Source organism: Micromonospora sp. RTBAU3-60, from assembly GCF_054963695.1.
This window is the reverse complement of the sequence record NZ_JBUEGB010000024.1, coordinates 60776-82011: the sequence shown is the minus strand read 5'-3', so window position 1 is coordinate 82011 and position 21236 is coordinate 60776. Positions and strand designations below refer to the sequence as shown.

The following is a 21236-nucleotide window of genomic DNA, read 5'->3' as shown; positions in this document are numbered from 1 at the left end:
GGCGTCCCCGTGGTCGGGGGCGGTCCGGGCGTGTGACGATCGGGACGCACCACTCCGTCCCCGACCTGGGAGCCTCCGATCAGCACCACCACGACCCCACCCCCGCCGCGGCTCTACCGGGCCACCGAGCACCGGTTGGCCGCGGGGGTGGCCGCCGGCATCGCCGAGCACCTCGGCGTCTCCGTGCTCCGTGTCCGGATCGCCTTCATGGTGCTGCTCGGGCTGAACGGCCTCGGACTGCTCCTCTACGCCGCCTTCTGGGCGGTCGTGCCACCGCGCCCCGGCGACACCGGCGTCCCGCCCCGCCGCGACCTCGCCCAGCTCCTGCCGTTCGTGGCGATCGGGCTCGGCGTGCTGCTGGTCCAGATGATGGCCTTCCACTCGGTCGGCGCGGCCGGCACCGCCGGCTGGCTGGTCGCGATCATCGCGGTGGGCGCCGGCGTGATCTGGCACCAGTCCGCGCCGGAGCGCCGCCAGCAGTGGGGCGGGTCGATGCCGGTGCCCTGGCTGGGCGCGGTGGTGGAGGAGAGCGACCGACGCGCGTTCGTGCTCCGCTTCGTCGGCGGCGGCGTCCTCGTCGCGGTCGGCATCATCGGCGTGGCGGCGGTCTACTCCCCGGTGCAGAACTTCGACGCCGTGCTCAACGGTGTGATCTTCGCGCTGGTCGGGCTGGCCGGCGTGGGCGTGGTGGCCGGCCCGGTGCTCTGGCGCACCTGGAACCAGCTCCGCTCCGAGCGGGAGGGACGCATCCGGGAGCAGGAACGGGCCGAGCTGGCCGCGATGGTGCACGACCAGGTGCTGCACACCCTGGCCCTCATCCAGCGCAACGCCAGCGACGTCAAGACGGTGCAGCGGTTGGCCCGGGGGCAGGAGCGGTCGCTGCGGAACTGGCTCTACAAGCCGACCGCCTCACCGACGGAGCGCTTCGCCGCAGCCCTGGAGCAGGCCGCCGCGGAGGTGGAGGACACCTTCGCCATCACGGTCGAGACCGTGGTGGTGGGCGACCGGGAGACCGACGAGCGGGTGGGCGCGCTGGTCGCGGCCGCCCGGGAGGCGCTGGTCAACGCGGCCCGGCACGCCGGGGTGCAGACGGTGTCCCTCTACGCCGAGGTGGAGCCGGACCAGGTCAGCGCCTTCGTCCGGGACCGCGGCAAGGGCTTCGACCCGGATACGGTGGAGGATCACCGGCACGGCGTCCGGGGTTCGATCATCGGGCGGATGAAGCGGCACGGGGGCCGGGCGGAGATCCGCTCCGCGCCGGGGGAGGGCACCGAGGTCCGGCTGATCCTGCCGATCAGCGGCTCGGGCGGCACGACGGAAAAGGACAGGTGACCATGGCCGAGCACGAACCGGTCGAGGAGGCGCAGCCCCGGGACGGGCGGCTGCGGGTGTTCCTCGTCGACGACCACGCCATGTTCCGGGCGGGCGTACGCGCCGAGCTCGGCGCGCGCGTCGAGGTGGTCGGTGAGGCCAGCACGGTGGCCGAGGCGGTCAGCCGGATCGCGGCGACCCAGCCCGACGTGGTGCTGCTCGACGTGCACATGCCCGACGGCGGTGGCCGGGCGGTGCTGGACGCGATGCGGCGTACCCACCCGCAGGTGCGGTTCCTGGCGTTGAGCGTGTCCGACGCGGCGGAGGACGTGATCGGGCTGATCCGGGCCGGGGCCCGGGGCTACGTCACGAAGACCATCTCGCCGGAGGAGCTGACCGACGCGATCCGCCGGGTGGCCGACGGGGACGCGGTGTTCAGCCCGCGGCTGGCCGGGTTCGTGCTGGACGCGTTCGCGGCCCGGCCGGACGCGCCGGTCGCCGACCCGGAGCTGGACCAGCTCACCAACCGCGAGCGCGAGGTGCTGCGGCTGCTGGCCCGGGGGTACGCGTACAAGGAGATCGCCCGGGAGCTGTTCATCTCGATCAAGACGGTCGAGACGCACGTCTCCAACGTGCTGCGCAAGCTCCAGATGTCCAACCGGTACGAGCTGTCCCGCTGGGCGGCCGACCGCCGGTTGGTCTGACCGCCCGGGAGTCCCGCTCCGGCCCGGGTGGCGCCGGGGCTGCGCGCTGTCCGCGTCGGGAGGGGCCGCCCTCGCGGCTGCGGCGCCTGCTGACCCGTCCGGTGTCCGCGACCGGTTCCGATCAGTCGGTGCGCAGCACGGTGAACGCCTCGGCCAGCCGGCCGGCGGGCAGTCCGGCGGTGCCGGCGATCGAGCCGAGCAGGTCGTGCACCCACGTCACCACGTCCAGGTCCGCGGTCTGCGAGCGGTGCGCCCGCATCGCGGCGATCTTGCGGTCGACCCGGTCGGTCACGTCGACGACGTGGTCCGGCCCCGGGCCGCCCGCGTACCAGAGCTCCCGGACCACCCACGGCTCCAGGCCCGCGTCGAGCAGCTCCGGGAAGGCGAAGCGGTTGCGCGCGTCGGGGTAGACGGCGCAGGTGGTGGCCTCGCCGACGGCCAGGTGGTCGGGGTGGCTCGGGCCGGTGAGGTGCTCCCAGCGGCGCAGCGGGGAGCTGGTCAGCACCCGGTCCGGGCGGAACCGGCGGATCCCGGCGGCGATGTCGCGCCGCAGCTCCGGGCCGGGGGTGAGGATGCCGTCGGGGTGGCCGTCGAGGAAGTCGACCCGGTGCACGCCGACGGCGGCCGCCGCGGCCCGCTGCTCCGCCTCGCGCAGGGCGGGCAGCTCCGCGCGCGGGGTGTCGTCGAAGCCGCCGGAGTCCCCCCGGGTGGCGATGAGGTACGCCACTTCGATACCCTCATCCACCCAGCCAGCGATGGTGCCCGCACAGCCGAAGTCGACATCATCCGGATGGGCAAAAACCGCCAGCGCCCGGCGGACGTCGGGAAGCACCGGAGCGGAGGCAGGAAAGCTCACAGCCGTGAGCCTACGCGCGGTTCTTCGCCCGATGTGACCGTGTTTTGCCTGTTCGGACTGGTACGACTCGCCGATTTCATGATCTTTTCTCAAGTATCGGCAACGTGGCGGCCAACTAACGTCTTGATAACGGCACCTTCACGGAACCGGCCGGTGAGTGTCACAGTTGCAGCACCTCACCCCCCGGTCTGAGGCACCTCGTCGGGCCTGCCGACCACGTGACGCCACCTTCGCGTGACGCCGCGTGGCCGCCGGCCCTGCGCGGTGTCCTGGTCGGGGGCGCGGTGCCCGGCGGATCGGTACCCCTGGGGTGTCCCGATTTCCTCTGCGGTAAGCCGGCGGCCTGTGGTTCGGGCCGGCGGTTGGTGTCACCCCCCAGACGTGCGTGAAACTCACGACGGAACCAGGTTAGAAAGAGGAGGCCCCTCGGAATGAGAGTCTCGAAGCGGGCGAGCGGCGCGCTCGCGGTGGGCGCGGCGTTCGCGCTCGTCGCGTCCGGCTGCTCGAGCGGGAACAACGACGGTGGCGACGCCAGCGCCAGCAAGGACGGCGCCATCGTCATCGACGGCACCCAGCCGGAGAACCCCCTGGTTCCGGCAAACACCACCGAGACCGGCGGCGGCAAGATCATCGACTGGCTGTGGACCGGTCTGGTCGAGTACCCGAACAACGGTGGCGCCCCGCAGAACGCCCTTGCCGAGTCGATCGACACGAGCGACTCCAAGGTCTTCAAGATCAAGATCAAGCAGAACACCAAGTTCCACGACGGCACCACCGTCAAGGCCGAGAACTTCGTCAAGGCCTGGAACTGGGCGGCGTACGCCCCGAACGGCGCGCAGAACGCCAGCTTCTTCGCCGACATCCAGGGCTACTCCGACCTGAACCCGGCTGACCCGGACGGCGACGGCCCGAAGAAGGCCCCGACCCCGTCGGTCAAGGAGATGTCCGGCCTCAAGGTCGTCGACGACTGGAACTTCGAGGTCACCCTCTCCGCGCCGACCGCGGTGTTCCCGACCAAGCTGGGCTACAGCGCCTTCATGCCGCTGCCGGACGTCTTCTTCACCCAGAAGCCGGAAGAGTTCGGCAAGAAGCCGGTCGGTAACGGCCCGGTGAAGTTCGTCTCGTGGCAGGACGACGTCGACATCAAGCTGACCCGCTTCGACGACTACAACCTGCGCGACAAGATGAAGATCAAGGACGTCACCGTCAAGATCTACCAGGACGACACGGCGGCGTACAACGACCTGCTCGCCGGCAACCTGGACTTCATGCAGCAGGTTCCGGTCTCGTCGCTGGCTGGCGACAAGTGGAAGACCGACCTGGGCGAGCGGGCGATCCAGACGACGATCCCGTCGTCCGGCATCATCGCCTTCCCGATCTACGACAAGCGCTTCCAGAACCCGAAGCTGCGTCGGGCGATCTCGCTGTCGATCAACCGGCAGGAGGTCACCGACAAGATCTTCTTCGGTAACCGCAAGCCGGCCGACAGCTGGGCCAACCCGCTGACCCCGGGCGCCGAGCCGGGCAACTGCACCGCCTGCAAGTTCGACCCGACCCAGGCCAAGCAGCTCCTCCAGGAGGCCGGTGGCTTCACCGGCAAGCTGACCCTGTCGTACAACGCCGACGCCAGCCACAAGGAGTGGATGGAGGCGGTCGCCCAGCAGATCAAGACCAACCTGGGCATCGACGCCGTCGCCGTGGGCGTGCCGACCTTCGCGGTCTTCCGGGCCAACATCAACGCCCACAAGATGACCGGCATGTACCGGGCCGGCTGGCAGCAGGACTACCCGGACGTGGAGAACTGGATCAACCCGCTCTACGTGACCGGTGGCTCCTCGAACGACGGCCTGTACAGCAACCCGCAGGTCGACGCTCTGGCCAAGGAGGCCTCCGCGGCCCCCAGCCTGGACGAGGCGCACAAGAAGTTCGCGGACGCTGTCAAGCTGATCGACCAGGACGTTCCGTCCATCCCGATCTACTTCAGTGGTGAGCAGTCCGGCCACTCGGAGAAGATCAAGAAGATCGAGCTGACCAACGTCGGCGAGCTCGACATCACCTCGGTCGAGCTCTGATCCGAACGGTCTGACCCCGGGTCGGGCTCGCCTACCGGTGAGCCCGACCCGGGGCCGTTCCGCGAGGGGGTGTACAACAAACCCCTCGCACGTTGTCGCCACCCGTGTCGGCTGATCCGACGCGCCCCTTGTCTGGAGGACCACCCCATGGGCCGTTATCTCTTGAGACGGCTGCTGCAACTCGTGCCGGTGTTCATCGGCACGACATTCCTGATCTACTGGCTCGTCTGGTCGGTGCCCGGCGACCCGTTCGCCGGCAAGTGCGGTGACCGGGGTTGCCCGGAGAACTACCGCGCGGTCATGACCGCGAAGTACCACCTCGACGACTCGATCTGGGTGCAGTACGCCAGCTACATGAAGAACCTGTTCCAGGGTGACTTCGGCATTACCTTCGGTAATCGGCCGATCAGCGACATCATCGCGACGTCGTACCCCAACACCCTGAAGCTGGCGGTGGTCGCGCTCATCATCGAGGCCGTCATCGGTCTCGGCGCGGGCGTGCTGACCGGTCTCCGGCGCAACGGCTTCCTGGACAACCTGGTCCTGGTCTCCAGCCTCTTCCTGATCGCCCTGCCGGTCTTCGTCATCGGCTTCGTGCTCCAGTGGTTCTTCGGCGTCAAGTGGGGCATCATCACGCCTACCGTCTCCAGCGAGATGCGGATCACCGAGCTGCTCCTGCCGGGCTTCGTGCTGGGCAGCGCCTCGTCGGCGTACATCGCCCGGGTGGCGCGCACCAGCATCGCGGAGAACCGCCGCGCGGACTACGTCCGTACCGCCATCGCCAAGGGCCTGCCCATGCGCCGGGTGGTGGGCGTGCACCTGCTGCGTAACTCGCTCATCCCCGTCGTCACCCTGCTCGGCACCGATCTCGGCGCCCTGATGGGTGGCGCCATCATCACCGAGGGCATCTTCGGCATCAACGGCATCGGCCGCCAGGTGCTGCGCGCCATCGTCACCAAGGAGAGCGCTACCGTTGTCGGCATCGTGGTGGTGCTGGTGGTCGTGTATCTGGTGATGAACCTGCTGGTGGACCTGCTCTACGCCGCCCTGGACCCGAGGATTCGCTATGAGTGACCCGAGCGCCGCATCGCTTGTCAGCACCCCCCGCCCCGAGCAGCCGACCGAGATCGGCGCTCCGGCCAACGCCGGCCTGCCGGCGCAGAAGCAGGAGAAGCCGCGCGGCCTGCTCGGCGACGCGTGGCGCGACCTGCGCCGCAAGCCGCTGTTCTGGATCTCTGCCGCGTTCATCGTGCTGTTCGTGCTGATGGCGGCCTTCCCGTCGCTGTTCACCTCCGGCGACGCGGTCAACGGCACGCTGTCCCGCAGCCGGGTGGAGCCGTCGGCCCACGCCTGGTTCGGCTACGACGTGCAGGGCCGGGATGTCTACTCCCGGGTGATCTACGGTGCCCGCGCCTCGATCGTGGTGGCGCTGCTCTCGGTGATCTGCACGCTGCTGATCGGCGGCACGATGGGCATCATCGCCGGCTACCGCGGCGGCTGGGTGGACGCGCTGCTCTCCCGGATCGCGGACATCTTCTTCGGCCTGCCGTTCGTGCTCGGCTCGATCGTCATCCTGACCACCTTCAACGGCTCGGGCACGGACAACGGCGAGTGGACGATCATGGGTCTGGTCATCCTGTCGCTGAGCGTGCTGAGCTGGCCGGTCGTGATGCGGCTGATGCGCTCCTCGGTGCTGGCCACCAAGGAGGCCGACTACATCGTCGCGGCCCGGGCGTTGGGCGCCGGCACCGGCCGGATCATCCTCAAGCACCTGCTGCCGAACTGCCTCGCGCCGCTGCTGGTCTACGGGACCATCATGGTTGGCAGCTTCATCGGCGCCGAGGCTACGCTGTCCTTCCTGGGCATCGGTCTGAAGAGCCCGGTCGTGTCCTGGGGCATCATGATCAGTGAGGCGCAGAACTACATCCGGGTCTCGCCCTTCCTGCTCTTCTTCCCCGCCGCGTTCCTTGTCACCGCAGTGCTGAGCTTCGTGATGCTCGGCGAGGCGGTCCGCGAGGCCCTCGACCCGAAGCTCCGATAGGGGAGACTCAGTTGTCCGACATTCTCGTGTCCGAGCAGTCCGCGCCGGGCGCCGACGGATCCGGCCGCCCCTCCGGCCGCTTGCTCGAGGTTGACGACCTGCGGGTCGAGTTCCGCACCCGGGACGGCGTCGCCAAGGTCATCAACGGGGTGACGTACCACGTCGACGCGGGGGAGACCCTCGCCGTGCTCGGCGAGTCCGGCTCCGGCAAGAGCGTCACCGCGCAGACGATCATGGGCATCCTCGACACTCCGCCCGGCTTCGTCACCGGTGGCCAGGTCCGCTTCCACGGCAAGGACATGCTCAAGATGTCCGCCGAGCAGCGGCGCCGCATCCGCGGCGAGGGCATTGCGATGATCTTCCAGGATTCGCTCTCCGCCCTCAACCCGGTTTTCACCGTCGGCTTCCAGATCGCCGAGCAGTTCCGCATCCGGCGCGGCATGAGCCGCTCGGACGCCAAGAAGCGCGCGATCGAGATGCTCGACCAGGTGAAGATCCCGAACGCCAAGGGTCGGTTCAGCAACTACCCGCACCAGTTCTCCGGCGGTATGCGGCAGCGCGCCATGATCGCGATGTCGCTGGCGCTGGACCCGGAGGTGCTGATCGCCGACGAGCCGACCACCGCGCTGGACGTGACCGTGCAGGCCCAGATCATGGACCTGCTCGGCGAGCTCCAGCGGGAGCGGCAGATGGGCATGATCCTGATCACCCACGACCTCGGCGTGGTCGCCGACGTCGCGGACCGGATCGCGGTGATGTACGCCGGCCGGATCGTCGAGGAAGCCGACGTGTACGACCTGTACGCCAAGCCGGCGCACCCGTACACCCTCGGCCTGCTGAACTCGATCCCGCGGCTGGACGAGAAGGGGCAGGAGCTCCGCACCATCAAGGGCCTCCCGCCGAACCTGATGAACATCCCGTCGGGCTGCCCGTTCAACCCGCGCTGCCCCATGGCGCAGCCGGTGTGCCGGGAGAAGCTGCCCCCGCTGCTGCAGATCCGCAGCGGCCGGGCCAGCGCGTGCCACTTCGCCGAGGAGCTCGTGAACCGTGACTGAGAACATCATCGAGGTTCGTGACCTGGTCAAGCACTACCCCGTGACCCGGGGTGTCGTGTTCAAGAAGACCATTGGGCACGTCAAGGCGGTCGACGGCGTCTCCTTCGAGCTGAAGGCCGGCGAGACGCTGGGCGTGGTGGGTGAGTCCGGCTGCGGCAAGTCGACGCTCGCCCGGGTCCTGATGAACCTGGAGCGGCCGACCAGCGGTCACGTGCTCTACAAGGGGCAGGACATCTCCCGGCTCTCCGGCTCGGCCCTGCGGCGCCTGCGCCGGCAGATCCAGCTGGTGATGCAGGACCCGTACACCTCGCTGAACCCGCGGATGACGGTCGGTGACCTGATCGGCGAGCCGTTCGAGATCCACCCCGAGGTGGCCCCGCGCGGCAGCCGCCGGAGCAAGGTCAAGGAACTGCTCGACCTGGTCGGCCTGAACCCGGAGCACATCAACCGGTACCCGCACCAGTTCTCCGGCGGCCAGCGGCAGCGCATCGGCATCGCCCGGGCGCTCGCCCTGCGGCCCGAGGTCATCGTCTGCGACGAGCCGGTGTCGGCCCTGGACGTGTCGATCCAGGCGCAGGTGATGAACCTGCTGGAGAAGCTCCAGGCCGAGTTCGGTCTGTCGTACGTCTTCATCGCCCACGACCTCTCGGTCGTGCGTCACCTCTCCGACCGGGTCGCCGTGATGTACCTGGGCAAGATGGTGGAGATCGGCACCGAGGACGAGATCTACGAGCGGCCGACCCACCCGTACACCCAGGCGCTGCTCTCGGCGGTGCCGGTGCCGGACCCGACGCTGCGGGACAACAAGGCGATCATCCGGCTCACCGGCGACGTCCCCTCCCCGGTGAGCCCGCCCTCGGGCTGCCGGTTCCGCACCCGGTGCTGGAAGGCGCAGGACGTCTGCGCCCAGGAGGTGCCGCTGCTCCAGATCCGGCCGGGCTCGGACCACCCGAGCGCCTGCCACTTCGCGGAGCGGCGGGAGATCGTCCCCACCCACGAGGCGGCCTGACCGACCACGAACCGCCTGCCGGCGTCAGCTCGACGCCGGCAGGCGGTTCGTCATGTCGGGGCCCCTCACAGCGGGCCACGACCGGCGCGGAGCAGCAGCAGCGCGAGCTGGGTGCCGTCGGCCCCGAGCGCCTGCCGGAACCGCTCCAGGATCTCCCGCTCCCGGGACAGCACCAGGCGGGTGCCGCCGGAGGCCATCCGGGTGGCTCCGACCTCCTGGGACAGCGCGGCCCGCTCCTGCCAGAGGGCGATGATCGTGCGGTCGATCTCGTCGATCCGCTCGCGGATGGCCACGATCCGCTCGGCGGCCGCCGAGTCGCCGGTGCCGGTCCGCGCCGCCGCGGCCCCGGTCGGGTCGGCGCCGTCGGGCCGCTCGTTCCGTGCCAGGCTGCCGCTGGACTCCACCACGTCAGTCATCATCGTCGTACCTTCCGGGTCTCGGGCCCGGTGCCCGGATCCCGGGACGAAAATGCCCCGGGCTCCAGGAGCCCGGGGCTTTCGCAGGTCTGTGATCAGGCGCGACCTACGGCTGCCGGACTCCCGGTGCCGTAGTAAAAGTAGAAGCGCTGACCGAACACGTCGTCGAGTATGCCGACCGGCGGGCGCGTCGCGCAAGGAAACCGGCCAACAGGTGGGACGGGGCACGGCGGTGACGGCTCCGTCTCGTCCGGGCCGGCATGGGCGGGAAGTGTCCGCCCGTCGGCATAGACTCGCCGTGCGATGCATCCTCTCTTCGACATCCCCGCGTCCCCGCCCGCGCCGGAGTCCCGGCCGACCCCGTCGCGCCGGCCCGGGGCCTACGACGACTCCAGCTCGGCGCGTCTGTCGCCGCGCCACGACCTGGAGCCGTCGGCCCGGCAGGACCCGCAGGCTCTCCTCGACGGGTTGAACGGTCCCCAGCGGGACGCGGTCACCCACGCCGGTTCCCCGCTGCTGATCGTGGCCGGTGCCGGCTCCGGCAAGACCCGGGTGCTGACCAACCGGATCGCCTACCTGCTGGCCGCGCGGGACGTGCACCCGGGCGAGATCATCGCGATCACCTTCACCAACAAGGCCGCCGGTGAGATGAAGGACCGGGTGGCCGCCCTGGTCGGTCCGCGCGCCCGGTTGATGTGGGTGTCGACCTTCCACTCGGCCTGCGTCCGGATCCTGCGCGCCGAGCACGAGCACGCCGGGCTCAAGTCCACCTTCTCGATCTACGACGCGGACGACTCCCGCCGGCTGATGCAGCTCGTCGCCCGTGAGCTGGACCTGGACCCGAAGCGCTACCCGGCACGCGGCCTGGCCGCCCAGGTCTCCAACCTGAAGAACGAGCTGGTCGACCCGGAGGCGTTCGCCGCCCGGGCCAAGGGGCCCAACGAACGGGCGCTGGCCGAGGCGTACACGCTCTACCAGCGGCGGCTGCGCGAGGCGCACGCGCTGGACTTCGACGACCTGATCATGACGACGGTGCACCTGCTCCAGTCGCATCCGCACGTCGCGGAGAGCTACCGGCGCCGGTTCCGGCACGTGCTGGTGGACGAGTACCAGGACACCAACCACGCCCAGTACGTGCTGATCAAGGAGCTCGTCTCCGGCACCGAGGGGATCCCGCCGGCCGAGCTGTGCGTGGTGGGTGACGCCGACCAGTCGATCTACGCGTTCCGGGGCGCGACCATCCGCAACATCCTGGAGTTCGAGCGCGACTTCACCGACGCCCGGACGATCCTGCTGGAGCAGAACTACCGCTCCACCCAGACCATCCTCAACGCCGCCAACGCGGTGATCGACCGGAACACCTCTCGCAAGCCCAAGCGGCTGTGGAGCGACGCCGGGGCCGGCGAGCAGATCGTCGGGTACGTGGCCGACACCGAGCACGCCGAGGCGGACTGGGTGGCCCGGGAGATCGACCGCCTGGTCGACCAGGGCGACACCCGCCCCGGCGACGTGGCCGTTTTCTACCGCACCAACGCCATGTCCCGGGTCTTCGAGGAGGTGTTCATCCGGGTCGGCCTGCCCTACAAGGTGGTCGGCGGGGTGCGGTTCTACGAGCGCAAGGAGGTCCGCGACGCGCTGGCCTACCTGCGCGCGGTGGTCAACGACGACGACACGGTCAGCCTGCGCCGGATCCTCAACACCCCGCGCCGGGGCATCGGCGAGCGGGCCGAGGCGTGCGTGGAGGCGCTGGCCAGCCGGGACCGGATCTCCTTCGGCGCGGCGCTGCGCCGGGCCAAGGACGCGCCCGGGATCTCCACCCGGGCCGCCAACGGGATCGCGGAGTTCGTCGCACTCCTCGACTCCGCCCGCGAGCTGGCCGAGACGGGCACCCCGGAGGATGTGCTGGAGGCCCTGCTGACCCGCTCGGGCTACCTCACCGAGCTGGAGGAGAGCCTGGACCCGCAGGACGCCGGCCGGGTGGACAACCTCCAGGAGCTGGTGAGCGTCGCCCGGGAATACACCGAACGGATCGAGGCGCTGGGCGAGGAGGGCGAGCGGGCCACCGTGGCCGGCTTCCTGGAGCAGGTGGCGCTGGTCGCCGACGCCGACCAGGTCCCCGCCGACGACCCCGAGCACCAGGGCGTGGTCACCCTGATGACGCTGCACACGGCGAAGGGCCTGGAGTTCCCGGTGGTCTTCCTGACCGGCCTGGAGGACGGCGTCTTCCCGCACCTGCGCTCGCTGGGCGACAACCGGGAGCTGGAGGAGGAGCGGCGGCTGGCGTACGTGGGCATCACCCGGGCTCGGCAGCGGCTCTACCTGTCCCGGGCGGTCACCCGCTCGGCCTGGGGCGCGCCGGCATACAACCCGGCGTCGCGCTTCCTCGAGGAGCTGCCGCCGGAGCTGGTCCGCTGGGAGCGCGTCGAGGCCTCGTACACCTCCTGGGCCGGCGGGGGCGGTGGCGTCGGCGGCCGCGCGGACCGCGCGCCCGGCGGGCGTGGCGGCTTCACCGGGGGTACGCCGAAGGCGACCCAGCTCGCCAAGCGGCTCGGCGTGGACGGCAGCCGGCTGTCCACCGCCAGCGAGCTGCGGCAGGTGCCGAAGGTGTCGGTGGGGGACCGGGTCAACCACCAGCGCTACGGGCTGGGCCGGGTGCTGGCCGTGGAGGGGCACGGCCCGGGCGCCCGGGCACAGATCGACTTCGGTGATCAGACCATGTGGCTGGTGCTCCGGCACGCCCCGATCGACAAGCTTTGACGGCGAGACCCGGCCCGGCGGGTGCCGGACCGGGTCTCTCCTCGTGCCGTGGCCGTCAGCAGGCCACGTTGATGCCCCGGGCGCGCAGGAACGGCGCCGGGTCGATCTGGTTCCACATCTGCCCCTGATGCACCTCGAAGTGCAGGTGCGGGCCGGTCGCGTCGCCGGTGGCGCCCTCGTAGCCGATGACCTGGCCGGCGCTCACCTTGTCGCCGACGCTGACGATCAGCCGGCTCTGGTGCGCGTAGTGCGTCAGGTAGCCGTTGTGGTGGTCGATGAAGACCGAGTTGCCGTACCCGTCGCTGGCGTCGCCGGCCTTGACGACGGTGCCGGCCGCGGCGGCGTGGATCGGGGTGCCGGCGGGCATGGCGAAGTCGATGCCGGCGTGCAGGGTGCCCCAGCGCGGCCCGTAGCAGGAGGTGATCGTGGCGCCCTTCATCGGGATCACCCAGCTGGGCTTCGGCTTGACGGTCTTCTTCGGCTGCGGCTTCGGCTTGGCGGTGGCGGTCCTCGTCGGCGTGGGGCTGGCCGCGGTCGGGCTCGGGGACGGGCTGACCGGGGTGGCCGACGGGGTGACCGGGGCGATCGACTCACGGACGGAGCGGTCGGCCCGGGCGGCGTCCTCGGCGCGGGCCTGGGCGTCGAAGTCGACGGCGGCCGGGGCCGGGGTGCCGCGGTCGGCGGTGGCCACGGAGACGCCGCCGAGGCCGAGGGCGACCAGGGCGACGGCGCCGAGGACGAGGTAGGTGGCCCGCCGACCCGTGCTGGCGCGCCGCCGGTGCCGGCCGGGGGCGGCCGGGATGTTCTCGTTCGGGGTGGAGCTGTCTTCCTGCACGGGGACCTTCATCAGTCGAGGGGCACGTGACCTCGAAATACTGGTGTCGGCTCCGGTCGTGGTGGGTACTGGGTCCGGGAGGACGGGCCGGACTGGTGATCGCTCGTGTCCGGGTTCAGCCCATTCCGGTGCGATTTGCTCGAGAAAAGGATCATGTGCGGTCGTGGCGCTGCTCACACTTCCCGCTGTGACCCAGCCAACTTTGCCCCCACGAAAAACCGCCCGGATCGAGCGATCCGGGCGGCGAGCGGGCGGTACGCAGCGTTAGGACGCGGCTACCTCGCTGTAGATTGCCTCGATTTGCAGCTGGATGTCCACTCCGCGGTCCTTGAGCCACGGCACCGGGTCCAGCGGCTGCCCGTTGACATGGATCTCCAGGTGCAGGTGGGAGCCGTAGGCGTGGCCGGTGCTGCCCACCAGGCCGAGTTGGTCGCCGGCCTTGACCTGCTGGCCCTCCTTGACGCTGATCGCCGAGGACTGGCCGTAGATGGCCTCGCTGCCGTCCGAGTGCTGGACGATCACCGCGTAGCCGTAGCCGCCGAACCAGCCCGCCTTGGTGACCGTGCCGCCGTGGATGGCGACGTACGGGGTGCCCTCCGGGGCGACCAGGTCGATGCCGCTGTGCAGCTTGCCCCAGCGCATGCCGTAGGGCGAGTTGAAGTCGTAGCCGTGCAGGGGCAGCAGCCAGGCGTCCTGCTCGGTGGAGGCCTTGCTCTGGGCGCGGCTGTCGCGGGTCGCCCGGTCGGCGCTGTCGGCCCGGCTCGCCGCGTCCTGACTGGTGACCGACGCCTGCTTGAGCTCGTCGAGGACCGAAGGGCTGACGCTCTTGGCGTCGGGGAGGGCGTTCGCGCCGAGGGCAACGATGCCGGCTCCCACGAAGGCGGTGGTCACGACCGCGGCGTAGCGGCTCCGCGGGGGGGTGGGTACGCGGCGTCGACCGCGATATCTATCGGGCTCAGACGACAGGCGCTGGCGCACGCACACCCTCCGTTGTCGGGGATCCGATGCGACCTCGAGCCGTTCGGTGAAGCTCCGTCGAACGTCCGGTGGCCGCGTCGTCACCCGTCCGTGGACCTGATGACAACCGTGGACACGTTAGCCAACCGCCACTCTGGTCACAAGCCAAAGCGCCGAAATGGTGTTTCTTTCTGTCCCTTTACATCCGCTCTTGTCATGTCTCGTGCCGCCGGTCGGGTGGCCCGGTAACCGTCCGTTCGTCGCGCACAGTGACCGTTCGGCGGAGGTGTCCGGCTTTCCGCGTACGGCGCCGCACGGTAATGGCCGCGGCGCTCCGGGTGGCCGCCGGCCGGGTGCCGCGCGGACGGGCGCGGTCGGCCGGGAGGGGCCCGTATGAAGACAGGCCCCCAAGGGTGCCGGCCCGGGTTTCCGGCAGCCGGCCGGGCGGGTTACCGTTCGTTCAGGTGACAGTGCCGTAGCCGGTGAAAGGTGTGCGCTGATGAGCTCTCGTATCCGGGTCGTCGTCGCGAAGCCCGGCCTGGACGGCCACGACCGGGGCGCGAAGGTCGTCGCGCGCGCCCTGCGGGACGCCGGCATGGAGGTCATCTACACCGGCCTGCACCAGACCCCGGAGCAGATCGTGGAGACCGCGATCCAGGAGGACGCCGACGCGGTCGGCCTCTCCGTGCTCTCCGGGGCGCACATGACGCTCTTCAAGCGGGTCCTGGAGTTGCTCGCCGAGCGGGACGCGGCCGACATCGTGGTCTTCGGTGGCGGCATCATCCCGGACGCCGACATCCCCGAGCTGGAGCGGCTCGGCGTCGCGAAGATCTTCACCCCGGGCGCCACCACGCAGTCCATCGTCGACTGGGTCCGGCAGAACGTCGCCCAGCCGGTCGCCTGACCGGCGTCCGGTCCGGCAGGGTCGCGTGCCGACCGGGGTCGGACCGCTGAGCCGCGCCGGAGTGCCGGAGTGGCGGGATACCCGGGGTGTCGCCGACCTGGAGCGACCGGGACCGGAACCCGGACAGGGGGAGGGGCCGGACGCACCCCTCACACGTCCGGCCCCTCTATGCACGATGCCCCGCCGCCACCCCTCGACCGACAGGGCATCGGCCGCTCCCGTCGTCGCGCTGTACCAGCGCTCCGACATCAGACTCAACGACGCCCCCACCGGGCGGTTACGCCCCATCCGCAAATCCCCCGGACGGCTGACCCGCGCCCAATCATCTGACGTCGCGCCGATCCGGTGCCCTGGGGCGGCACCCGAGCAGCCCGGCTCTCCGGGCCTTCCCGCCGGGAGTCGTATCGTGTGGCTGCCCGTACCGCGTTCCGCGGTCGACGATCCCGCCGGGAGCCCGCCGTGACCCAGCCGCCGTACCCGCAGCGTGACGCCGGCGGCGAATGGCCGCCCACCGGGCCAGACGCGCCCACACCCCCTGGTCCCGGCTGGTCCGCGCCGCACCAGGCCGTCCCCGGCTGGCCCGCGCCGCCGCACCAGCCGCCGACGCCGGGCTGGTCCGGGCCGCCGCAGCACACGTACCCGGCTCCGGGCTGGTCCGCGCCACATCACCCCGGCGCGCCGGGGCAGCAGCCCGGCGCGGCCTGGCCCGGGCCGCCGCAGCACGCGTACCCGGGCGGGCCGGGGCACCCTGCCGGGCCGGCGTACCCGGGTGGGTTCGGGCCGGGGCAGTGGCCGCCGCCGCCGACGCGGACGGCGAAACGGATCCCGGAGGACCTGCCGTTCGTGGCTCGGCCGAGCCTGGGCCGGCGGGCGCTGCTCTTCGGGGGCCTGATGCTCTTCATCGGTCTGGTACTGGCCTGCCCGATCGGCATCGCGGCGTCCGGCGACGGCGGCCCCGTACTGCTGTTCGTCATCCCGGTGTTCCTGCTGTTCGCCGCGCTGCCGCTGGGCCTGCAGCTCTGGCTGGTCTCCTCCGGCGGTCCGTTGCTCGCGGTGGGGCCGGCCGGGCTGTGGATCAAGACTCGGCCGACGCGGGGGCAGGCGATCTGGCTGCCCTGGGAGGCGATCGACCGGATCTACCTGCGGCGCTGGGCGCTGGAGAAGATGCTCTGCGTGAAGCCGCGCGACCCGCGCGCCGGGACCGGCCTGGGGGCGTTCACCGCGCTGGACTCCGGGATGCAGCAGGCGTTCTTCGGCACCGGCTTCACCGCCACCGTCCGGTACGCCGACCGCTCCGAGGAGGAGATCATGCGGGCGGTGATCGGGTACGCGGCCGGCCGCTGCCGGGTGGGCTGACCCGAGGCGTCCGGCGGCTGTGCATTACCGCACACCACGCACCCGCTCGGTTGCCCCTGGTTCCCATCTCGTTAGGCTGCGGCAAATGGCCTGTCTCTTCTGATGACAGGCGTCAAACTGATTTTCCAACGCTGGTGGCGGCGCGAGGGCGCGCCGCGGAGACGGGACGGGACGCGCAATCGTGGACCTGTACGAGTACCAGGGGCGGGACCTGTTCGAGCGGCACGGGTTGCCCGTGCTCGCCGGCGGCGTCGCCACTACCCCGGAGGAGGCCCGCGCGATCGCCGAGCGCCTCGGCGGCCGGGTGGTCGTCAAGGCGCAGGTGAAGGTCGGCGGCCGCGGCAAGGCCGGCGGCGTGAAGCTGGCCGAGGGCGCGGAGGAGACGGTGGCCCGCGCCACCGACATCCTCGGCATGGACATCAAGGGTCACACGGTCCACAAGGTCATGATCACCGTGACCGCGGACGTGGCCGAGGAGTACTACTTCTCGTACCTGCTCGACCGGGCGAACCGCACCTTCCTCTGCATCGCCAGCGTGGCCGGCGGCATGGACATCGAGCAGGTCGCCGCCGACACCCCCGAGAAGGTCGTCAAGGCCCCGATCGACGCCAACACCGGCGTGGACGAGGCGAAGGCGCGCGAGATCGTGAGCGCGGCCGGCTTCCCGGCCGAGGTCGCCGACCAGGTGGTCGAGGTCGCGGTCAAGCTGTGGCAGGCGTTCGTCGCCGAGGACGCCACGCTGGTCGAGGTCAACCCGCTGGCCACGACCAAGGACGGCAAGCTGCTGCTGCTGGACGCCAAGGTCACCCTCGACGAGAACGCTGCGTTCCGGCACCCGGACCACGAGGCCCTGGTCGACCAGGCGTCGGTGGACCCGCTGGAGCAGGCCGCCAAGGAGAAGGACCTCAACTACGTCAAGCTCGACGGCGAGGTCGGCATCATCGGCAACGGCGCGGGCCTGGTCATGTCCACCCTCGACGTGGTCGCGTACGCCGGTGAGCGGCACGGCGGCGTCAAGCCGGCCAACTTCCTCGACATCGGCGGCGGCGCGAGCGCCGAGGTGATGGCGAACGGCCTGGAGATCGTCCTCTCCGACCCGTCGGTGAAGAGCGTCTTCGTCAACGTCTTCGGCGGCATCACCGCGTGCGACGCGGTCGCCAACGGCATCGTGCAGGCGCTGGCGCTGCTCGAGCAGCGCGGCGAGAAGGCCACCAAGCCGCTCGTCGTCCGCCTCGACGGCAACAACGCCGAGGCCGGCCGGGCGATCCTCGACGACGCGAACAACCCGCTGATCCAGCGGGTCGACACCATGGACGGCGCGGCCGAGCGGGCCGCCGAGCTGGCAGCTGCGGGGGTCTGACAATGGCTATCTGGCTGACCAAGGACTCCAAGGTCATCGTGCAGGGGATGACCGGCTCCGAGGGTTCCAAGCACACCCGGCGGATGCTCGCCGCCGGCACTAACGTCGTCGGCGGCGTCAACCCGCGCAAGGCGGGTCAGAAGGTCGACTTCGACGGCACCGAGCTGCCGGTGTTCGCGTCCGTCGCGGACGCCATGAAGGAGACCGGCGCGGACGTCACGGTCATCTTCGTGCCGCCGCAGTTCACCAAGGCCGCGGTCATCGAGGCGATCGACGCCGGCATCGACCTGGCCGTGGTGATCACCGAGGGCGTGCCGGTGCACGACACCGCCGCGTTCTGGGCGTACAACGTGGCGAAGGGCGAGCGGACCCGGATCATCGGCCCGAACTGCCCGGGCATCGCCTCGCCGGGCGCCTCCAACGCCGGGATCATCCCGGCCGACATCACCGGCAGCGGCCGGATCGGCCTGGTCAGCAAGAGCGGCACGCTGACCTACCAGATGATGTACGAGCTGCGCGACATCGGCTTCTCGACCTGCGTCGGCATCGGTGGCGACCCGATCATCGGCACCACCCACATCGACGCGCTGGCCGCGTTCGAGGCGGACCCGGAGACCGACGCCATCGTGATGATCGGTGAGATCGGCGGCGACGCCGAGGAGCGGGCGGCCGAGTTCATCAAGGCCAACGTGACCAAGCCGGTGGTCGGCTACATCGCCGGCTTCACCGCCCCGCCCGGCAAGACCATGGGCCACGCCGGCGCCATCATCTCCGGCTCGGCGGGCACCGCCGACGCGAAGAAGGCGGCGCTGGAGGCGGTCGGCGTGAAGGTCGGCAAGACGCCGACCGAGACCGCCAAGCTGATGCGGGAGATCATGTCCGGCCGCTGAGCGGTCGTGTCACGGCCGAGGGGGTCGACCGGGTCCGGTCGGCCCCCTCGCCGTCTCAGCGGTACCAGTAGGGGTGGTAGTAGGCGCCCCGCGCCCGGACGATCGCGCTGGCGATGAGGTTGATGACGCCCAGCGCGATGGCCAGCCAGCCGAGCAGTTGGGACCGCCCGAAGCGCCGCGCGTCCCGGATCGACAGGTAGCCGAGGACGATGCCCAGGATGCCGCAGCAGAGCAGGCCGAGGACGATCCCCAGGACGCCCCAGAGAGTGGTCCGGTCCCGGCCGGTGGCCGGCGGTGGTGGCGGCGGCGGATACGGAGCGTTCACGGCTTCCTCCGAGCGGGCCGGGCCGCGACGAGCGGTCGCGTCCTGGGCCGAGGCTAACCGGATCACCGCGGTCGGGCCGGTGGATCAGGGAACTCGCCGTGCTGCCGGAGCGGTATCGGACTGCCGCCGCCCGTGTGACATGCCAGAGTAGAGCCCGATGTCACCCGTCACCCCTGACCAGCCCCGCCGCCCTGCCGCCGGTGTCGCCGACGGCGCCCGGCCGACCGGCCGCGCCGGACCGGCGCCCCGGGTGCCCGCGCCCCGCTCCGGGAAGCCGTCGCGCGGTCGGGCCCCGCTGCCCGTCGCCGCCGGGGTGGCGGCCGGCTGGGCCGCCGTGACGTCCTGGTTGCCGGTCACCCTGGTGCTCGGCCTGGCCCAGCTCAGCGCGGACGCCGGGTCGCTGCCCGGCGCGTTGCGCGCCGGCGCCGCCGGCTGGCTGCTCGGCCACGGGGTGCCGCTGGAGACCTCCGCCGGGCCGCTCGGCCTGGCGCCGCTCGCCCTCACCGCGCTCGCTGTCTGGCGGCTCACCAGGGCCGGCGTGCACGTCAGCCGGGCCATCGGCGCGCGCGGTGGCCGCTCGCCCCGGCAGGCGCTCACCGCCGCGGTCGCCGTCGGGATCGGGTACGCGCTGCTCGGCGCCGTCGCCGCGATCGCGGTCGGCGCGGGCGGCCCGCGGGTGTCCCCGGTCCGGGCCGGCGTGACCTTCGCGATCTTCGGTACGGCCTGCGCCCTGGTCGGCGCGGCGCGTACCACCGCCGTGTCGGTGCTGCTGGCCCGGCGCTCGCCGCCGTCGCTGCGGGACGGGGTGCGGACCGGGCTGGTCGCCGGGCTGCTGCTGCTCGGGGCGGGTGCCGGGGCGGCCGGCCTCTCGGTGGCGACCGGGGGCGGCGACGCGGCCGACATGATCGGCGCCTACCGGACCGGGGTGGCCGGTCAGGCCGGGATCACCCTGGTCAGCCTCGCGTACGCGCCGAACGCCACCGTCTGGTCGGCCAGTTACCTGCTCGGGCCCGGGTTCGCCGTCGGCACCGGCACCGCCGTCCAGATCAGAGAGGTCTCGCTCGGCGCGCTACCGGCCGTACCGCTGCTGGCCGGGCTGCCGCGCGGCCCGATGGACGGGGCCGGCGCGGGGTTGCTCGCGGTGCCGGTGCTGGCCGGTATGGCGGCCGGCTGGCTGCTGGCCCGGCGGCTGCTGCGGATCGCCGCCGACGAGCGGGCGACGCTCGGCTGGCCCGCGCTGCTCGTCCCGGCGGCGCTCGCCGGCCCCGTCGCCGGGGCGCTGCTCGGCCTGGCCGCCGCGCTCTCCGGCGGCCCGCTCGGCGGCGGCCGGCTGGTCGAGATCGGCCCGGTCTGGTGGCAGGTGGCCGGGGTGGCGACCCTGGTGGTCGCCGCCGGCACCCTGCTCGGCGCCGCCGCCACCAAGACGCTGGCCCGCGCGCAGACCCCCAGCCGCCCCGCCTCCTCGCGCCCCGCCGCCACTCCTCGTCCACCCGCCCCGCCGCGCTGATCAAGGAGTTCGCGTCGGGAGACGACGAGATCCCGACGCTAAACCTCTTGCTCACCCGGTGGCGGTGGGGGCGGGCATGGAAAGGGGGCGCCCGGGCGGTGCCGGACGCCCCCTTTCCGCTCCGGTCAGGAGTTGAGGTTGCTCAGGTTGATGGCGGCGCCGGCGATGGCGCTGATGATGCAGAGGACGATGCCGATGCCGCCGCAGATCAGGCCCGCCTTGGCCTGGCCGGCGTTGGTCGCCTCACCCTGCTGGACCTTCTTCTGGCCCATGATGCCGAGCACCACGCCGGCGATGCCGGAGGCGATGCCCAGCGGCGTGCAGCAGAGGGCGAGCACGATCGAGGCGATACCGGTGATCATGCTGATCAGGCCGAGCGTGTTGCTCTGCGCCTTCGGCTGCGGGTAGCCCGAGGCCGGGTACGTCGGCGCGGCGCCGTACGGCTGCTGCTGCGCGTACGGGTCCTGGTACGGCTGCTGCTGCCCGTAGGGCTGCCCCGAGGTCGGCTGGCCGTACGGCTGGCCCGAGGTGGGCTGCTGCCCGTACTGCGGCGCCTGCGGCTGGGCGTACGGGTCGTGCGGCTGGCCGGAGGTGGGCTGCTGCCCGTAGGGCGCCGCGGGCGGCTGGGCGTACGGGTCCTGGTACTGCGGGGAGGTCGGGTCCTGGTTGGGCTGCTGGCCGTACGGGTCCTGACCGGGGTAACCGGGCTGCATTGCGGGGTGCTCCTCAAACTGGGGTCGACGGTCCATGGTCCGTTGCTGCCGCTCATCATTCCGCCCAGCACCGGGGCCCCGCGGCGGACGGGCCCGGAACCAAGGTCACGATGCCGACGCCGGGCCGGGCGTACGCCAGGCACCGGGCGACGGCAGCGTATCGTGCCC

19 protein-coding genes are annotated in these 21236 nt (G+C 71.5%); 13 read left to right on the top strand and 6 right to left on the bottom strand.

Going from position 1 to position 21236, the window contains the following annotated elements; translation table 11 throughout:
• Nucleotides 1-78 precede the first annotated feature (78 nt).
• Entirely contained in the window at nt 79-1332 is a 1254-nt protein-coding gene (locus ACY34I_RS22980) for an ATP-binding protein (RefSeq protein WP_148793622.1), read from the top strand.
• Nucleotides 1333-1334: 2 nt separating this feature from the next.
• Nucleotides 1335-2015: a response regulator gene (locus ACY34I_RS22975; protein ID WP_148793623.1), complete on the top strand. Its 681-nt coding sequence runs from the start codon at nt 1335-1337 to the stop codon at nt 2013-2015.
• A gap of 121 nt (nt 2016-2136) precedes the next feature.
• Here the strand turns inward: ACY34I_RS22975 and ACY34I_RS22970 are convergent, their stop codons facing one another.
• Entirely contained in the window at nt 2137-2871 is a 735-nt protein-coding gene (locus ACY34I_RS22970; RefSeq protein WP_462757128.1) for a PIG-L deacetylase family protein, read from the bottom strand.
• Nucleotides 2872-3302: 431 nt separating this feature from the next.
• Between ACY34I_RS22970 and ACY34I_RS22965 the strand changes: the two genes are divergently transcribed.
• The 5 genes from ACY34I_RS22965 to ACY34I_RS22945 all read left to right on the top strand — a co-directional run bounded on the left by ACY34I_RS22965 (nt 3303) and on the right by ACY34I_RS22945 (nt 9048).
• Nucleotides 3303-4943 carry a peptide ABC transporter substrate-binding protein gene (locus tag ACY34I_RS22965; protein ID WP_462757127.1) on the top strand — a complete coding sequence of 547 codons (1641 nt, stop codon included), beginning with the start codon at nt 3303-3305 and terminating at the stop codon, nt 4941-4943.
• 147 nt (nt 4944-5090) lie between these two features.
• A complete protein-coding gene (locus tag ACY34I_RS22960; RefSeq protein WP_462757126.1) occupies nt 5091-6017 on the top strand; it encodes an ABC transporter permease in 927 nt (308 codons plus the stop codon).
• The gene (locus ACY34I_RS22955; protein WP_462757125.1) at nt 6010-6984 is read left to right on the top strand and encodes an ABC transporter permease; all 975 of its coding nucleotides are present in this window, start codon (nt 6010-6012) and stop codon (nt 6982-6984) included. Before ACY34I_RS22960 ends, ACY34I_RS22955 begins: the two co-directional genes overlap by 8 nt.
• Nucleotides 6985-7010: 26 nt before the next feature.
• Nucleotides 7011-8039 (top strand): ABC transporter ATP-binding protein, encoded by a 1029-nt coding sequence (locus ACY34I_RS22950; RefSeq protein ID WP_148793721.1) that lies wholly within the window; start codon nt 7011-7013, stop codon nt 8037-8039.
• Nucleotides 8032-9048, top strand: coding sequence for an ABC transporter ATP-binding protein (locus tag ACY34I_RS22945; protein ID WP_148793627.1), 1017 nt, complete (start codon nt 8032-8034; stop codon nt 9046-9048). The genes ACY34I_RS22950 and ACY34I_RS22945 overlap by 8 nt, the downstream gene beginning before the upstream one ends.
• Before the next feature lie 65 nt (nt 9049-9113).
• Here ACY34I_RS22945 and ACY34I_RS22940 read toward each other — a convergent pair whose 3' ends face one another.
• On the bottom strand, nt 9114-9467 hold the full coding sequence (locus tag ACY34I_RS22940) for a chorismate mutase (protein ID WP_148793628.1): 354 nt from the start codon (nt 9465-9467) through the stop codon (nt 9114-9116).
• A 300-nt stretch (nt 9468-9767) separates the two neighbouring features.
• Here ACY34I_RS22940 and pcrA point away from each other — a divergent pair, with 300 nt between their 5' ends.
• Nucleotides 9768-12221, top strand: a complete 2454-nt coding sequence (pcrA, locus tag ACY34I_RS22935; RefSeq protein ID WP_462757124.1) for a DNA helicase PcrA — start codon at nt 9768-9770, stop codon at nt 12219-12221.
• Between the two features lie 55 nt (nt 12222-12276).
• Here the strand turns inward: pcrA and ACY34I_RS22930 are convergent, their stop codons facing one another.
• On the bottom strand, nt 12277-13068 hold the full coding sequence (locus tag ACY34I_RS22930; protein ID WP_462757123.1) for a M23 family metallopeptidase: 792 nt from the start codon (nt 13066-13068) through the stop codon (nt 12277-12279).
• Between the two features lie 252 nt (nt 13069-13320).
• Nucleotides 13321-14034 (bottom strand): M23 family metallopeptidase, encoded by a 714-nt coding sequence (locus ACY34I_RS22925; protein ID WP_462757122.1) that lies wholly within the window; start codon nt 14032-14034, stop codon nt 13321-13323.
• Nucleotides 14035-14512: 478 nt separating this feature from the next.
• Here ACY34I_RS22925 and ACY34I_RS22920 point away from each other — a divergent pair, with 478 nt between their 5' ends.
• From ACY34I_RS22920 to sucD, 4 genes are all read left to right on the top strand, one after another.
• Nucleotides 14513-14917: a cobalamin B12-binding domain-containing protein gene (locus ACY34I_RS22920; RefSeq protein WP_148793632.1), complete on the top strand. Its 405-nt coding sequence runs from the start codon at nt 14513-14515 to the stop codon at nt 14915-14917.
• A 459-nt stretch (nt 14918-15376) separates the two neighbouring features.
• A complete protein-coding gene (locus tag ACY34I_RS22915; protein WP_462757121.1) occupies nt 15377-16273 on the top strand; it encodes a hypothetical protein in 897 nt (298 codons plus the stop codon).
• Between the two features lie 181 nt (nt 16274-16454).
• The gene (gene sucC, locus ACY34I_RS22910) at nt 16455-17633 is read left to right on the top strand and encodes an ADP-forming succinate--CoA ligase subunit beta (RefSeq protein WP_355351352.1); all 1179 of its coding nucleotides are present in this window, start codon (nt 16455-16457) and stop codon (nt 17631-17633) included.
• A 2-nt stretch (nt 17634-17635) separates the two neighbouring features.
• Nucleotides 17636-18523 carry a succinate--CoA ligase subunit alpha gene (gene sucD, locus ACY34I_RS22905; RefSeq protein ID WP_462757120.1) on the top strand — a complete coding sequence of 296 codons (888 nt, stop codon included), beginning with the start codon at nt 17636-17638 and terminating at the stop codon, nt 18521-18523.
• Nucleotides 18524-18578: 55 nt separating this feature from the next.
• On the opposite strand, the gene ACY34I_RS22900 is transcribed toward sucD, so the two are convergent.
• Nucleotides 18579-18848, bottom strand: coding sequence for a DUF4190 domain-containing protein (locus tag ACY34I_RS22900; protein ID WP_148793636.1), 270 nt, complete (start codon nt 18846-18848; stop codon nt 18579-18581).
• A 157-nt stretch (nt 18849-19005) separates the two neighbouring features.
• Between ACY34I_RS22900 and ACY34I_RS22895 the strand changes: the two genes are divergently transcribed.
• Nucleotides 19006-20355: a cell division protein PerM gene (locus ACY34I_RS22895; RefSeq protein WP_462757119.1), complete on the top strand. Its 1350-nt coding sequence runs from the start codon at nt 19006-19008 to the stop codon at nt 20353-20355.
• A 125-nt stretch (nt 20356-20480) separates the two neighbouring features.
• Here ACY34I_RS22895 and ACY34I_RS22890 read toward each other — a convergent pair whose 3' ends face one another.
• The gene (locus ACY34I_RS22890) at nt 20481-21068 is read right to left on the bottom strand and encodes a DUF4190 domain-containing protein (RefSeq protein ID WP_462757118.1); all 588 of its coding nucleotides are present in this window, start codon (nt 21066-21068) and stop codon (nt 20481-20483) included.
• Between the last annotated feature and the right edge of the window lie 168 nt (nt 21069-21236).

Excerpts from the sequence above, each read along its gene's own strand:
- ACY34I_RS22965 (WP_462757127.1), top strand. The coding sequence starts at position 3,303 with ATGAGAGTCTCGAAGCGGGCGAGCGGCGCGCTCGCGGTGGGCGCGGCG.
- ACY34I_RS22940 (WP_148793628.1), bottom strand. The coding sequence starts at position 9,467 with ATGATGACTGACGTGGTGGAGTCCAGCGGCAGCCTGGCACGGAACGAG.
- ACY34I_RS22890 (WP_462757118.1), bottom strand. The coding sequence starts at position 21,068 with ATGCAGCCCGGTTACCCCGGTCAGGACCCGTACGGCCAGCAGCCCAAC.
- ACY34I_RS22920 (WP_148793632.1), top strand. The coding sequence starts at position 14,513 with ATGAGCTCTCGTATCCGGGTCGTCGTCGCGAAGCCCGGCCTGGACGGC.
- ACY34I_RS22955 (WP_462757125.1), top strand. The coding sequence starts at position 6,010 with ATGAGTGACCCGAGCGCCGCATCGCTTGTCAGCACCCCCCGCCCCGAG.
- ACY34I_RS22930 (WP_462757123.1), bottom strand. The coding sequence starts at position 13,068 with ATGAAGGTCCCCGTGCAGGAAGACAGCTCCACCCCGAACGAGAACATC.
- pcrA (WP_462757124.1), top strand. The coding sequence starts at position 9,768 with ATGCATCCTCTCTTCGACATCCCCGCGTCCCCGCCCGCGCCGGAGTCC.
- ACY34I_RS22895 (WP_462757119.1), top strand. The coding sequence starts at position 19,006 with ATGTCACCCGTCACCCCTGACCAGCCCCGCCGCCCTGCCGCCGGTGTC.
- sucD (WP_462757120.1), top strand. The coding sequence starts at position 17,636 with ATGGCTATCTGGCTGACCAAGGACTCCAAGGTCATCGTGCAGGGGATG.
- ACY34I_RS22960 (WP_462757126.1), top strand. The coding sequence starts at position 5,091 with ATGGGCCGTTATCTCTTGAGACGGCTGCTGCAACTCGTGCCGGTGTTC.
- ACY34I_RS22975 (WP_148793623.1), top strand. The coding sequence starts at position 1,335 with ATGGCCGAGCACGAACCGGTCGAGGAGGCGCAGCCCCGGGACGGGCGG.